Source organism: Flavobacterium frigidum (assembly GCF_048286735.1).
Classification (GTDB): Bacteria; Bacteroidota; Bacteroidia; order Flavobacteriales; family Flavobacteriaceae; genus Flavobacterium.
Genome location: NZ_JBLVPU010000031.1, coordinates 1 through 13,836 on the forward strand (window position 1 = coordinate 1; position 13,836 = coordinate 13,836).

The following is a 13,836-nucleotide window of genomic DNA, read 5'->3' on the forward strand; positions in this document are numbered from 1 at the left end:
CAATTTCAGGTAATAATAATTTGATTAGCTCACTAAAAGAATCTTGCATTTGTATCTATTTTTAAAATACAAATATCGAAATTTAATATTTCCCCACAGGTTTTAGACTTGATCCATAAATAGCCATAACTAAGATTTATGTTTTGTGAAGTAGTAGTTGCTTGGGTAAAGTAATTTTCATTCAAAACCACATTGGTTTCCCATTTCCCTGTATTTAAAATTAATAAACCAAAACGAGCCATAGAGCGAGAATTACTTCCATAAACGGAATTGTTTCCCAGTTGAAACCAAGTGCCTTCCATCCCTATCTTGTCTTTTAGGCGGGTATTGAAATAGGTATTCCAAGTTTGACCGCTAGCTTGTGCCACTACATCTTGTAATTTTACATATACATTGTGATAGGCCCAGCGTGTTCCCGCATCGGCTTTGTAGGTGAGGTTTGCCGGTGTAACATCATCTGTGCTGTCATCTAATCCTGAAGTCATGTTGAGTAAGTGCTTGTTGGTTATCAAGTTTTCTTTGGCCAAGGGTAAGCTAGTCCAATCCGTTCCTATATATTGTGAAACTTTTGCATTGATATCGATGAGGTTTTCTTGTTGGGCGATTCCTGTTACGGTTGACGTTAATGTTTTTCCGGCACTTGCCCAATACCAAAAAGCATTGGCATCATGGCCGTTAAAATAATTTTCTAAAACGATTCTTCCATTAACAAGAATGATGAAAGCTTTGGTGTTTTTGAGTTGTAAATAATCTAATAACGGTTGAACAGCGGACTGTTTCCATCCTAAGCTTGCAATTGATTTGGTTTCCCAAGTAGTACTATTTAATGGTGGGAAGTATGGTGTTTCGGTTGAAATTGTTGTAGGAGTTGGTTCGGTAGTATCGGAACTGCAGCTTATAAAAAATAGTAGAATGAGTACGATATAGATTAATTTTGACATCTTTCTTATTATTAGTTACTAATTCCTTTAAGACCAAAAATATAGAAAATAGTTTAATGTGTTTCTACTATTTTAGTTTTCTTTGAATTTAATAAGAGTAACTTTGTATTTATAAAAAACGCGTTATAAACGAAATTTCCTAGCCCTGATTGTAGTGAAAATCCTTTTTTGACGCCTTTTTTGGCGGATAAAAAGATTGTAGCGAAAAGCAGGAAATAGCTCCTAAAATATTTAAGATTATGAAAAAAACATGTAGCATTTTACTAATAGCATTTCTTTTTGTTGCTTGTCAGCAAAAGATAAAACCTGAAGATGTTTCAAAAATTAATGGCTATTGGGAAGTAGAAAAAGTTGTATTTGATTCTATTGATGATAAAGACTACAGCATGAATGAAGTATATGATTATTTTGAAATAAAAAATAATAAGGGAATTCGGAAGAAAGTTAGACCGCAATTGGACGGTACTTTTTTAGTGAATGATGCGTTTGAAAACGTAACTGTTCGTTTTGCAGATGACAAGGTTTTCTTAGATTATGCAACACCTTTTATGAAGTGGAGTGAGGAAGTGATTGCGCTTTCGGCGGAAGAGTTAGTGTTGTTAAATAAGGATAAAATGGAGTATCACTACAAGAAAGCAACGGCAATAAATGTACTAGGCAATGGCAAAACGACTAAATAATCAAAGCACGATCGGGGATGTTTTGAAGCAAATAATTCAAGTCAATAAACTGCAACCGGGAATGGATCAGATTGATGTAAAAGATGCTTGGAAAAATCTTATGGGCAATGGCGTGAACAGTTATACAAATAATGTGGTTTTGAAAGGAAGTACGTTGTATGTTGAGTTAACTTCGTCTGTATTGCGGGAAGAATTAAGTCACGGGAAGTCTAAAATAGTGGCGATGATTAATGAGGAATTAAGACGTGATGTGGTGAAAGATGTCGTTTTGAGATAATGATTTTAGATTTTAGATTGTTGATTAACGATTTTAGATTTCACATTTCAGATTTTTGGTATAAAAAAATCCCATTTCAATTTTGAAATGGGATTTTCTTTTTAGTGTTCAGAGTACTATGTCACTGAACACTAAAAACTGAGTTCTGAATACTAGAACTGCTCTCTTCCAGCAAAATGGAAAGCACCTTCGATAGCAGCATTTTCATCGCTATCAGAACCGTGAACTGCATTTTCTCCAATAGAAGTTGCGTATGCTTTACGGATAGTTCCTTCAGCAGCTTCAGCAGGATTTGTAGCACCAATTAAAGTTCTGAAATCTTCAACTGCATTGTCTTTTTCTAAAATAGCAGCAACAATTGGTCCTCTTGACATGAATTCAACTAATTCACCGTAAAAAGGTCTTGCAGCATGTACTTCGTAAAAAGCTTGAGCATCAGCAACAGTTAATTGTGTTAATTTTAAAGAAACGATTTTGAAACCTGCAGTTGTAATCATTGCAAGTATGTTTCCGATGTGTCCGTTTGCAACAGCATCAGGCTTAATCATTGTAAATGTTCTATTAGTAGCCATCTTTTATTTTTTTAATTTTGTGCAAAAATAGGATTTTTTTATTGATTATTATTACAATTTCAGTATTCAAATTGTCATTTTCTTATTAAAGTACAATAGTGTTAAATGTGTGCTCTAATGGTTTTAGTTGCTTTACTATAGTTGGAATCAGGTTTTCTCCGTATTCCAAATAAAATTCAGAAAAATTAGTCTGACGTTCCTGTAAACTTTGATTGGGGAACAACTCGTTTTGTAGGTTAGTAATGCGTTCTAAAGCGTCATTTAATTTTCTTTTTTGAGCTTTTAGCAAACGTTTTTCTAGATTTTCTAAACCTTTGAGTTGTTTAGTCTCTTGTGATTTTAAAGCGCCTAAGAACGACTCATCGGTTTTATGGGCAGTGACGTACAACGATTCAAATTGCAGATGCAGTTGCTCTTTTAAAGAATCTAAATGGAGTGGAAAGTTTGATAGCACTCTAGTTTTTGTATTGATTAAACTACTTTGTTTTGAAAATAGATCGTTCCAAGTTAACAATAATTTGTCTGCTTTTTTAGCTTGTTTTTCAGTTGCTAATACAACTGAATTTCGCAGTAAAAGCATAGGAAAGGTTACCTGAGCAGATTCAAAAAAGGATTTTAGTTCTAACCAATACGCTATTTCTCCGCCTCCGCCAATATAACACAAGTTGGGGAGTATGACTTCCTGATATAGTGGACGCAGAATCACATTAGGGCTAAATTTCTCTGGATGATTTTCTAAAAGTGTTAGAATTTCCGATTCGGAAAATTCGATTTTAGTATGGTTTACTTTGTATTTTCCATCTTCAAAAAGAATGCGTTCGCGCAAGTTGTCCTCTATATAGAATAAGTTGATTTCACGTGGATTGACCTGAATTGTATACTCATTTAGTTTTTCGGCAGTTTCTAAAACTAGTTTGTGTGATGATTGATGAAGTAATTCTTCTTTTACGTAAGGGATGAAGATGCGTTTTAAATCGGTATTATCTGCATCAAGAATAACCAAACCATAGTCGCTGAAAAGTGCATTAGCTAAAAACCGAGTAGCATCGGCGAGGTTGCTATGTGATACATAAGCATTTTCAAATAATTTTTTTAATGTTTCAGAATTTGTACTAGAACCTAATTCTAGTTTATAAACGTCGAGAAAATCAGCTAAACCATCGGTAGACAATCTTCCAACGGGACCAGTACTTTCTTTGTTCCATCTGAATTTTTTACCTTTAAAATTGAAGTAATTAATTTCTTCAAAATCATGATCTTCGGTTGCCATCCAATAAATGGGAACGAAATTATATGTGGGATATTTCGCTTTTAATTCGGTTGTTAAATTAATGGTTGAAATGATTTTGTAAAGAAAATAAAGTGGTCCACTGAAGAGATTTAATTGATGACCCGTTGTTACAGTGAATGTATTTGAATTATTCAAAGCTTCAATATTTTGTTGGGTCAAAACGGAAGTTTCAACGTTTAAATATTGTTTTTTCAAAACAGCAACTAAAGTTTCTCGTTTAATATTGTCAAAGTTATTTTTCTTTTCGAGGATATGATCTTCAAAGTTTTCAAGTTTTGGAAATCGGTTATATAAGGGAGTTAAAGTTGCTTTTTGATTTAAATAATCATTCATCAAAGTAGAGAAATATCCAGAATCCTGATAGCTGATACAGTCGGTTGGCATAGTAAAGTTTTATATGATGCTAAAATACCATTATTAATTGGAATTATTTATTTGTTACTTTCGAAAAATAGTTTCATTTTTATAATTAATATAGTAACAGTTTTATGAAAGATTATTCTAGTACCAACAGTAAAAATTCAGTTAAACATGTTCTTTTTGGCAGTTTAATAGGGACTACGATTGAGTTTTTTGATTTTTATATTTACGCCAACGCAGCTGTTTTGGTATTTCCGCAGTTGTTTTTTCCAAGCTCAGATGGAGCAATGGCTACTTTACAATCCTTAGCCACCTTCTCCATTGCATTTTTATCGCGACCTCTTGGCTCAGCCTTTTTTGGACACTATGGAGATAAAATAGGGCGAAAATTTACTTTGGTTGCAGCGTTATTGACTATGGGAATTTCGACCGTAACTATTGGCTTTTTGCCCAGTTATGCAAGTATTGGTATTGCAGCTCCTTTGTTGTTAATGCTGTGTCGTTTTGGTCAAGGTATTGGTTTAGGAGGCGAATGGGGAGGCGCGGTACTGTTAGCAATAGAAAATGCACCGCCAAATAAAAGAGCTTGGTACGGTATGTTTCCACAATTAGGAGCTCCAATTGGTTTGTTGCTATCAGGAGGAACTTTTTTAGTTTTAACAGACCTCATGAGTAATGAAGATTTTATGAATTACGGTTGGAGAATACCTTTTATTGCGAGTTCACTTTTAGTAGTAGTTGGGTTTTATATCCGATTGAAAATTACAGAAACCCCGTCTTTTGAAAATGCTAAAAAAGAACAGCAAGAAGTTAAGATTCCTTTTTTAACATTATTAAAATCCCATAAAAATCAATTGATTTTCGGAACATTTGCTGCAGTTACCGCTTTTTTGGTTTTTTATCTGATGACCGTGTTTACATTAAGCTGGGCAACTACTGATTTGGGATATTCTAAAAGAGACTTTTTATTGATGCAGTTGTTTGCTGTACTCTTTTTTGCCATTTGTATTCCTATTTCTGCTTTGATTGCAGACAAAATAGGGCGCCGAAAAACGTTGGTTTATGTTACGATTGCAATCGGTTTTTTTGGATTTTCATTTTCTTATTTTCTAAATTCAGGGAGTGACAGTATGGTTGCTTTCTTTTTATGCACAGGTATGGCTTTGATGGGATTTACATATGGACCATTAGGTACATTCTTATCGGAATTATTTCCTACTACGGTGCGGTATTCAGGTGCGTCATTAACGTTTAATTTAGCAGGAATTCTAGGTGCGGCTTTTGCTCCAATGATTGCAATTTGGTTAGCAAGTACTTATGGTTTGACATATGTTGGATTTTATTTGACTGTAGCAGCTTGTATTTCGTTGTTATCCCTATTAGTGATCAGTAAAGAGGCGCATACGTTTTAAAACTGTTTTAAGTCTTAAAAAAAGGTCTTCTGAAAATGTTCAGTAGACCTTTTTATTTTAAAATATTGAGTTATTATCTATGATCTTAAACGCCACATCTTATTGTTGGGTCCTCTTGTAACTTTCTATACTTGCAGATTTGCCACGGTTTGGGTATCCGCTATTTTTTTATCTGTATACAAAACGACATCTTTTATTACTAATTTTTGAATTGCGGAGATTAAGGTTTCCATTAATTTGTAATCAGGTTGGTTATTTTTTGTTGGGAGTTGCATTTTAGTTTTATTCATTGCAACTCTATTAAACTTGGTCCCATAGTCATATTGATTTGAAGTTGAAACTCTGCAAGCAGAAATTATAGCACTTGCAATTTCTCTATTAAAACCATCGAATTTTGGTGTTAAATGTTGAATATGAGAATAACCAATGAAAGCATTTTTTTGATAAAACATTGTATCTGCACCTAATGTTGTGTCTGAGCAAGTAATTGTATTTCCTATGTTATTTGCTTCTAAAATTGAGAATCCCATAACTCCATTATCTGTGGATGAGTTTGATATTAATGGTATTCTTCCCTTTTTAGATATTATATCATCATTTTTCAAACGATAATATTTTGTTGGATTTATTTCAAATAAATCGCCTAATTTATAATTGCTCCATTCAAGTTTTCCATTTTTATAATCTGTCAATAGTTGCTGTTCTTCCGATGTTAAAGTATAATCTTTTAACCCAGTTACTACTAAGTATGTTTCTAAATTTTTTATTCGCTCTGTTTCTAATTCTGCTATAAAATTTTCCATAAATTCAAAATCTATTTTTCCATTTTTTGTCGGGAGTTGGATTTTGGTTTTATTCATTTCAAAACGATTAAATTTATTCCCATAATCGTATTGTTTTGAAGTAGCAATTCTACTTGCAGAAATTATGACACTTGCTATGGATTTATTGAATGGTTTTATTTTTAGGACTAAATGCTGTATGTGAGAATATCCAATAAAATCATTTTCTTGATAAAACATTGTATCTGCTCCTAACGTTGTATCGGAACAAGTAATTGTATTTCCAATATTAATTGCTTTAAGATTAGAAAAACCCATCACTCCATTTTCTGTTGATGAATTTGAAATTAATGGAATATTTCCGTTAGAGGAAATTATATCTTCATTCTGTAAACGATAATATTTTGTTGGATTTATTTCAAATAAATCACCTAATTTGTATTCGCCCCACTCAACTTTTTGTAGTTCTTTGTTAAGTAGGGAATCTACTTTCCCAAGCTTTTATCTTTAATATTTTGTTGTTTTAAGATTGTAGATACTTCCCAAGCCAAATAATCACTCACAGTTTTCTTGAAATCTTGTAACGTAGGTTTTTCGTCTTGTGGTGCAGATTGATTCCAATCGGCTCCATTTTTTGGATCAATAGTTCCTTCGTGATATTCTTTTTCTGTAAAAATGTTTAATTTGCTTTTTCCAAAACGCACCAAGTTTATTACTTCCTCGTATCTTTCTTTTGCTCTATTGGTATCTTTTAAGTTATTGCTTGCCTTTTTGCGGTTGGTTCTTGTGTAGCCGTCATTAGAAAAGTCAAGAAACTTTACCATTTCCTCTTTATGGTGCTTTTCGTTTACTTTGAAAACATATATATTGGTCTGAACACTTGCTTTACCAATAAAAATATCAACAGGCATTTTGATACTTGCTATAAGTGTATGTTTTTGTAATATTCTTTGATTAAATTCTTTTGCTTTTCCTGAACCTGCTGAATTTTGAATTATAATTGAAGCATACCCTTTATTCATCATTTGAAGTGCCTTTTCAACAAAAATCATTCCGTTACCACTGGCTGAATAAGGTGGATTTAATACAAAAGCATCTGCTGGAAATTTGTTATTGATTTCTCCAAAACCATAATTACCATCAAAATCAAGTAAGGAATCTTTATTTAAAATGTTTGAACTACCATCGCCCATTAATATCATATTCAAGATGGCTAACATATATACTTCTGACAAAATTTCTAAACCAAGTAACTGTTGAGCTTTAATTTTTAGTTCTTTTTGAATTAGTAAGTCTGGCGATGTTATTGTATTTTTTGCATCTATTAACATTTCATTCATAGCTGCAACTAATAATCCTGCCGAACCTGTCGCAAAATCCCAAACAAAAGAATCTTTATTTACACGCGCTAGTTTAACTAATAATCCCGAGATATAAGATGGTGTTAAAACAACATCGTTTAATTTGTCAGGTGCATATGGAATCCAGCCATACATTTCGTTAAATAGTTTGCCTGTAAAATCGGTTGTTAAACCGATTTTATAATAAATTCCTATATCGTCTACAATTTTTGTAAATACCCTTTTTAATTGACTTTCATTATTTACAGGCTTGTTAATGCTTTCAGTAGTTAATGTGTTTTCTAATGTTCTTAAAATTAGATCTTTCTTTTCTTGTGGGATTTCTTTTGCGTCAAGAAATGCTTTAATTTTTCTATAAATAATATCTCCGTCTCTGTTTCCAATTTCGATTGAAGATTTTAAATCTGATTTTTCTAATGGTGTAACTTTGTATGGAATACCAATAGTTGTAATTATTGTAGAAGCTACTAAATAAACACGGTCGTCTGGTGTTAAACTTTTTTCTTCTTGTGAATAAATATCATTATTAAGTTTAGATAAACTTATATCTATTTCAAGTTCTTTTTGTGCTTTTATTCTATCGAGTTCTTCTTGTGTTAAGGATAAGTTTTTTACCTTTTCGATAAATGCATCAAAGTTTTTTGATGCTAAAAAAGAGAAATCTGAAAATTCACCAACTTCCTGACCAACACCAAAGTTGTTTTTAGAAACAAAATAAACTCCGATACTGTGATGAATTTGACCGCTTTCATCTTTGTAGCCAGTCATACCAATTGCTATGATGTCAGTATAATTTGTATAATGTAACAGCGCATTAGCGTAATGTACTGCACCATTGACTGCATATGAATTGATGTTTTTGAAATGTGGTTCGTTTTTATTAGTTCGGTTTTCAACTTGATGGTTTGCATCAAGTTTTACCAAATTACTTTTATATCCTTTGTATTCAATAAGAATAGGATAGGTTTTTAAGTTTTTATCTTCTATTAATATTTTTGCATCAGGACGATTTCCACCAAACTTCCCAGCTTTTGTGTGATAATCTGTAAGTGCTTTATCTATCTCAGCATTTAAAGATTCTTGCTCTAATTTGTATTTTAATTTATGAGATTTGAGCCATCCGTTTGCTAAATCTGCAATATTTGGTTCTATTGATTGTGCCATTTATTTTATTATACCGATTTTTTTCAAATGTAAAAATAAAATCGGTTGTAAACAATCGATTGAATACAATCGGTTAAAAACAATCTTGACATCATAATTTTATCTTATGAAAAGGATAAGAAAAACAGAAATTCCACAAGCTGTTATTGAACTGGGTAATAGGATAAAAGATATTATTAAAGAAAAAAATCTTGTGTCTAAAAACGTGGCATACGATGCGGGATTAGATGTCGAAAATTTAAGGAAATACATTAAGGGAATCCAAGAAATGAAGATTACTACTATGTTGAAAATTGCAACAGCTCTTGAAGTAGAACCATCCGAACTAATCAAGGGTTTAAAAATTGATTTTGAAAAATGATAAATATTATTATTTGGTAAAAACAAAGTTTTTCTTTCGTGTCCTTAATATTAGCTACACTGTATTGGTGTTGAAACATAAAAAAATAAGATAAACCCAGACTTGCTCTGGGTTTATTATTTTGACAAAATTTCATTAATCAATTGTTTTAAAAATCACTAAACAACAGAAATATCCCTTATTTTTGCAAAAACAATTCCTCTTGAAAACCAAATTATTCGCAATCACGCCGCCTTTTACCCAACTGAATACACCGTATCCGGCAACCGCATATATCAAAGGGTTTCTGAATACTAAAAATATTGTATCTGTTCAGGCGGATTTAGGTATTGAGGTGATTTTGAAATTGTTTTCGAAAGAAGGATTAGAAGATTTGTTTCAAGTTTGCTCCGCCAATTCGGCTTTCGGCCTCGGGTCAGGTTTCAAGTGTGACGTTTCAAATAATACTATTTCGGATAACTCGAAACGTATTTATGCTTTACAAGACGAGTACTTAAAAACAATCAATCCCGTAATTACTTTTCTACAAGGGAAAAATCCAACCTTAGCGCTTCAGATTTGTCAAGAAGATTTCTTGCCAGAGGCTTCTCGATTTGCGCAATTGGAAGAACTCGATTGGGCTTTTGGTACAATGGGAACACAAGACAAAGCAAAACATTTGGCGACTTTGTACCTTGAAGACATCTCTGATTTTATTGTAGAGTGTGTCGATGCAAATTTTGGTTTCAGTCGCTATGCCGAACGTTTGGGAAGATCTGCCAATTCTTTTGACGAATTATATGAAGCGCTCCAACAAGAGTCAACATACATTGATAACATTCTTCTTTCGATTTTAAAAGAAAAAATAGAAGATATTCAACCTACACTATTCCTGATTTCGGTTCCGTTTCCGGGAAATTTATATTCGGCTTTTCGTTCCGCACAATGGGTAAAAAAGCATTATCCGAATATCATGATTTCGATGGGTGGCGGTTTTCCGAATACCGAATTGCGTTCGCTTTCTGATGCTCGTGTTTTTGAGTTTTTCGATTTTATTACGTTGGATGATGGCGAAATGCCAATCGAAGAACTTATAAACGCTGTCACTTCGATCGCAGTCGAGAAGCAATATAAACGAACCTTTCTTTTGGAAAACGGAAAAGTTGTATACAAAAATAATTCTACCAAACCGGATTACAAACAATCGCAAGTGGGAACACCCGATTATTCGGATTTGTTATTGGATAAATACATCTCGGTTATCGAAATTGTGAATCCTATGCACCGCATGTGGAGCGACGGTCGCTGGAATAAACTTACCATGGCCCACGGTTGCTATTGGGGGAAATGTACGTTTTGTGATATTTCTTTGGATTACATTAAAATCTATGAACCTGTTGCCGCCAATTTATTGTGCGATCGAATGGAGGAAATGATTGCTCAAACAGGCGAGAACGGATTTCATTTTGTTGATGAAGCGGCTCCTCCGGCTTTGATGCGTGCTCTAGCTTTAGAAATCCTGCGTAGGAAATTAGCAGTGACGTGGTGGACAAACATTCGGTTCGAAAAAAGTTTCACTAGAGATTTGTGCTTACTTCTAAAAGCTTCTGGTTGTATCGCCGTTTCGGGTGGACTCGAAGTCGCTTCGGATCGCTTATTGAAACTAATTGATAAAGGCGTAACGGTCGAGCAAGTAGCTAAAGTTACCCGGAATTTTACCGAAGCTGGTGTTATGGTACATGCGTATTTAATGTACGGATATCCTACCCAAACCATTCAGGAAACGGTGGACAGCCTGGAAATGGTGCGCCAATTATTTGAAGTTGGTGTATTGCAATCCGGATTTTGGCATCAATTTGCCATGACTGCGCACAGTCCTGTTGGCTTGTATCCAGAGAAATTTGGTGTGGTAAAGGAAACCGAAGCGATTGGAACTTTCGCCAATAACGATATTAATTATACTGATTCAACAGGAATCGATCATGATAAGTTCAGTTTTGGACTGAAGAAATCTTTATTCAATTTTATGCACGGAATTTGTTTTGATTACCAATTGCAAGATTGGTTTGACTTTAAAATCCCAAAGACGAAAATTGCACCCGATTTTATCTTTGATGCTTTACAAGAAGAAGAGGATTTCAATAGTAAACCGACTGCAAAAATTGTTTGGTTGGGCGGTAAGCCTTCGATAGAAATTTTTACCAAATCTAAAAAAGGAAATTCATGGGAATTAATGACACTTACTTTTCATGATAAAAAAGAAAGTTTCAGCATTCAAACCAGTAAAGAGGAGGGAGCATGGTTGGTGGAAATGCTTTTAAAAATTGCAGTGTCAAATACTAAAACGCATACTTACCAAGAAGTCAAAGCTGATTTCGAAACCCATTTGGAAGATTTTGAATTGTTTTGGTTCTCCAAACCGATTAAAACACTGCGAGAATTCGGATTATTAGTGTTGTAAATTTATTTACTTACCAATACTGTTTTAGCATAAAACTTAATTTTTGGTTTACGAAAACGTTTTCTTTTACTTATTTTTACGATTCAAACAAAGAAACAAATGAGTATAGTTTATAAAGTTAACGTAAACGACACCTTTCATTTTGATATGGAAACGGAAAGTGTTTCACATCTAGATGTAGTAAGTATCGCAACAGATAAGTTCCATATTTTGAATGAGAACATTCCTTATCAAGCGGAAATTATCACTTCTGATTTTCTTCAAAAAAGCTATACTGTCAAGGTAAACAGCAACACCTACACTGTTGCGATTTCAAACCCATTGGACATTCTGATCAAAGAAATGGGATTCGAAACGGGTATTACTAAACAAGTCAATTTCATTAAAGCACCTATGCCGGGATTAATTCTGGAAATCAGTGTTGTGGTGGGGCAAGAGGTAAAAGAAAACGACAATTTAATTATTCTGGGAGCGATGAAAATGGAAAATAGTTTCCTATCTCCTCGCGATGGTATTATCAAATCGATTTCGGTTGCTACAGGAGATGCTGTTGATAAAGGTCAGTTGTTAATTGAATTCGAATAAAACACCACTACTTCGCTAATTAAAAATAAAATATACATCATTTAATACAAGTGAATGTAAGAGAATTAAAATTAGCAAACCTGCGGTTAAAAAATAAAAAATGAAAAAAATATTAGTTGCCAATAGAGGGGAAATTGCCATCAGGGTGATGAAAACCGCTCAAAAAATGGGTATTAAAACCGTTGCGGTATATTCTATTGTAGATCGAGATGCACCACATGTAAAATTTGCTGATGAAGCTGTTTGTATTGGTGAAGCCCCTTCGAGTCAATCCTATTTACTAGGAAGTAAAATCATCGAGGTTGCGAAATCTTTAAATGTTGATGCGATTCATCCCGGTTATGGTTTCTTAAGTGAAAATGCTGATTTTGCCGAAGAATGCGAAAAAAATGATATCATTTTTATTGGACCAAAGTCGAAAGCAATTAAGATTATGGGAAGTAAACTGGCTGCCAAAGATGCCGTTAAGCGCTTCAATATTCCAATGGTCCCAGGATACGATCAGGCAATAACGGATGTCGAAAAAGCAAAAGTTATTGCTAAGGAAGTTGGTTTTCCAATACTTATTAAAGCTTCTGCCGGTGGTGGAGGAAAAGGAATGCGTGTGGTAGAAAGCGAAGCTGATTTCGAATCTCAAATGGATCGCGCCATCAGTGAAGCAATTGCTGCTTTTGGAGATGGCTCTGTTTTTATCGAAAAATATGTGGGTTCGCCAAGACATATCGAAATTCAAGTTATGGCAGACTGTTATGGGAATGTGCTGTATTTATTTGAAAGAGAATGCAGCATCCAGCGTCGTCACCAAAAAGTAATTGAAGAAGCGCCTTCTTCGGTTTTAACACCAGAACTGCGCAAAAAAATGGGAGAAGCAGCCGTTTTGGTAGCCAAATCTTGTGATTATTTAGGAGCTGGAACTGTCGAATTTTTATTGGACGAAAATAATAATTTCTACTTCTTGGAGATGAATACGCGTTTGCAAGTGGAACATCCCGTTACGGAATGGATAACTGGAACCGATTTGGTCGAACTACAAATCAGAGTAGCACGAGGTGAAGAACTAGCTATCAAACAAGAAGATTTGAAAATAAAAGGACATGCAATGGAATTGCGTGTGTATGCCGAAGATCCTATGAATGATTTCTTGCCAAGTGTGGGTCATTTAGATGTCTATCAATTGCCGGTTGGCGAAGGAATTCGTGTGGATAACGGTTTTGAACAAGGCATGGATATTCCTATTTATTACGATCCGATGTTGGCCAAATTAATCACTTATGGAGAAACTCGTGAAGAAGCCATTCAAATTATGATTAAGGCCATTGAAGAGTATCAAGTGGAAGGCGTGCAGACAACATTGCCATTTGGGAAATTTGTTTTTGAACATGAGGCGTTTCGTTCCGGGAAATTTGACACGCATTTCGTAAAGAATTATTACAATGCCGATGTGTTGAAAAAACAAATGGCTAAAGAAGCCGAAATTGCAGCTCTTGTGGCAATGAGACAATATTTTGAAGATCAAAAAATCGTACGGGTACCAAATTAAAATATTTTTTTACCATTAAGAAAAAGTAAGTACTGTTTTTTCCAAATGAGACTTAATCTCTAGATGGGTT

At 33.9% G+C, this 13,836-nt stretch carries 12 protein-coding genes and 1 pseudogene; 7 read left to right on the top strand and 6 right to left on the bottom strand.

Annotated elements, in window-relative coordinates:
* Positions 1-32: 32 nt before the first annotated feature.
* Positions 33-941 (bottom strand): serine hydrolase domain-containing protein, encoded by a 909-nt coding sequence (locus ACNQGO_RS14545; protein WP_417948240.1) that lies wholly within the window; start codon positions 939-941, stop codon positions 33-35.
* Positions 942-1,180: 239 nt separating this feature from the next.
* On the opposite strand from ACNQGO_RS14545, the gene ACNQGO_RS14550 reads away from it, so the two are divergent.
* Together ACNQGO_RS14550 and ACNQGO_RS14555 are read left to right on the top strand one after the other, a co-directional pair.
* Complete coding sequence (locus ACNQGO_RS14550) at positions 1,181-1,621, top strand: lipocalin family protein (RefSeq protein ID WP_417985720.1); 441 nt, start codon at positions 1,181-1,183, stop codon at positions 1,619-1,621.
* Positions 1,602-1,898: a DciA family protein gene (locus tag ACNQGO_RS14555; RefSeq protein ID WP_073355171.1), complete on the top strand. Its 297-nt coding sequence runs from the start codon at positions 1,602-1,604 to the stop codon at positions 1,896-1,898. The genes ACNQGO_RS14550 and ACNQGO_RS14555 overlap by 20 nt, the downstream gene beginning before the upstream one ends.
* 152 nt (positions 1,899-2,050) lie before the next feature.
* Here ACNQGO_RS14555 and ACNQGO_RS14560 read toward each other — a convergent pair whose 3' ends face one another.
* Both ACNQGO_RS14560 and bshC read right to left on the bottom strand, forming a co-directional pair.
* Positions 2,051-2,470, bottom strand: coding sequence for a nucleoside-diphosphate kinase (locus ACNQGO_RS14560; RefSeq protein ID WP_039109514.1), 420 nt, complete (start codon positions 2,468-2,470; stop codon positions 2,051-2,053).
* 85 nt (positions 2,471-2,555) lie between these two features.
* On the bottom strand, positions 2,556-4,145 hold the full coding sequence (bshC, locus tag ACNQGO_RS14565; protein ID WP_417985721.1) for a bacillithiol biosynthesis cysteine-adding enzyme BshC: 1,590 nt from the start codon (positions 4,143-4,145) through the stop codon (positions 2,556-2,558).
* A 104-nt stretch (positions 4,146-4,249) separates the two neighbouring features.
* On the opposite strand from bshC, the gene ACNQGO_RS14570 reads away from it, so the two are divergent.
* Complete coding sequence (locus ACNQGO_RS14570; RefSeq protein ID WP_417985722.1) at positions 4,250-5,533, top strand: MFS transporter; 1,284 nt, start codon at positions 4,250-4,252, stop codon at positions 5,531-5,533.
* Positions 5,534-5,658: 125 nt separating this feature from the next.
* On the opposite strand, the gene ACNQGO_RS14575 is transcribed toward ACNQGO_RS14570, so the two are convergent.
* From ACNQGO_RS14575 to ACNQGO_RS14585, 3 genes and pseudogenes are all read right to left on the bottom strand, one after another.
* Positions 5,659-6,225 (bottom strand): restriction endonuclease subunit S, encoded by a 567-nt coding sequence (locus tag ACNQGO_RS14575; RefSeq protein ID WP_417947666.1) that lies wholly within the window; start codon positions 6,223-6,225, stop codon positions 5,659-5,661.
* 72 nt (positions 6,226-6,297) lie between these two features.
* A pseudogene (locus ACNQGO_RS14580) lies at positions 6,298-6,759 on the bottom strand (restriction endonuclease subunit S); the annotation flags it as partial.
* A 41-nt stretch (positions 6,760-6,800) separates the two neighbouring features.
* Positions 6,801-8,840, bottom strand: a complete 2,040-nt coding sequence (locus tag ACNQGO_RS14585) for an HsdM family class I SAM-dependent methyltransferase (RefSeq protein ID WP_417985723.1) — start codon at positions 8,838-8,840, stop codon at positions 6,801-6,803.
* Between the two features lie 106 nt (positions 8,841-8,946).
* Here ACNQGO_RS14585 and ACNQGO_RS14590 point away from each other — a divergent pair, with 106 nt between their 5' ends.
* The 4 genes from ACNQGO_RS14590 (at position 8,947) to accC (ending at position 13,766) form a co-directional block, all read left to right on the top strand.
* Positions 8,947-9,201 (top strand): helix-turn-helix domain-containing protein, encoded by a 255-nt coding sequence (locus ACNQGO_RS14590; RefSeq protein WP_417948086.1) that lies wholly within the window; start codon positions 8,947-8,949, stop codon positions 9,199-9,201.
* Between the two features lie 202 nt (positions 9,202-9,403).
* A complete protein-coding gene (locus ACNQGO_RS14595; RefSeq protein ID WP_417985724.1) occupies positions 9,404-11,641 on the top strand; it encodes a B12-binding domain-containing radical SAM protein in 2,238 nt (745 codons plus the stop codon).
* 99 nt (positions 11,642-11,740) lie between these two features.
* Complete coding sequence (locus ACNQGO_RS14600; protein ID WP_417970265.1) at positions 11,741-12,226, top strand: acyl-CoA carboxylase biotin carboxyl carrier protein subunit; 486 nt, start codon at positions 11,741-11,743, stop codon at positions 12,224-12,226.
* 100 nt (positions 12,227-12,326) lie between these two features.
* Complete coding sequence (gene accC, locus ACNQGO_RS14605; protein WP_417985725.1) at positions 12,327-13,766, top strand: acetyl-CoA carboxylase biotin carboxylase subunit; 1,440 nt, start codon at positions 12,327-12,329, stop codon at positions 13,764-13,766.
* Positions 13,767-13,836: the final 70 nt, after the last annotated feature.

Bases quoted from the DNA above. Each gene is read 5' to 3' on its own strand.
- ACNQGO_RS14560 (WP_039109514.1), bottom strand. From the start codon at position 2,470: ATGGCTACTAATAGAACATTTACAATGATTAAGCCTGATGCTGTTGCA.
- accC (WP_417985725.1), top strand. From the start codon at position 12,327: ATGAAAAAAATATTAGTTGCCAATAGAGGGGAAATTGCCATCAGGGTG.
- ACNQGO_RS14570 (WP_417985722.1), top strand. From the start codon at position 4,250: ATGAAAGATTATTCTAGTACCAACAGTAAAAATTCAGTTAAACATGTT.
- ACNQGO_RS14590 (WP_417948086.1), top strand. From the start codon at position 8,947: ATGAAAAGGATAAGAAAAACAGAAATTCCACAAGCTGTTATTGAACTG.
- ACNQGO_RS14545 (WP_417948240.1), bottom strand. From the start codon at position 941: ATGTCAAAATTAATCTATATCGTACTCATTCTACTATTTTTTATAAGC.
- ACNQGO_RS14585 (WP_417985723.1), bottom strand. From the start codon at position 8,840: ATGGCACAATCAATAGAACCAAATATTGCAGATTTAGCAAACGGATGG.
- ACNQGO_RS14555 (WP_073355171.1), top strand. From the start codon at position 1,602: ATGGCAAAACGACTAAATAATCAAAGCACGATCGGGGATGTTTTGAAG.
- ACNQGO_RS14600 (WP_417970265.1), top strand. From the start codon at position 11,741: ATGAGTATAGTTTATAAAGTTAACGTAAACGACACCTTTCATTTTGAT.
- ACNQGO_RS14550 (WP_417985720.1), top strand. From the start codon at position 1,181: ATGAAAAAAACATGTAGCATTTTACTAATAGCATTTCTTTTTGTTGCT.
- bshC (WP_417985721.1), bottom strand. From the start codon at position 4,145: ATGCCAACCGACTGTATCAGCTATCAGGATTCTGGATATTTCTCTACT.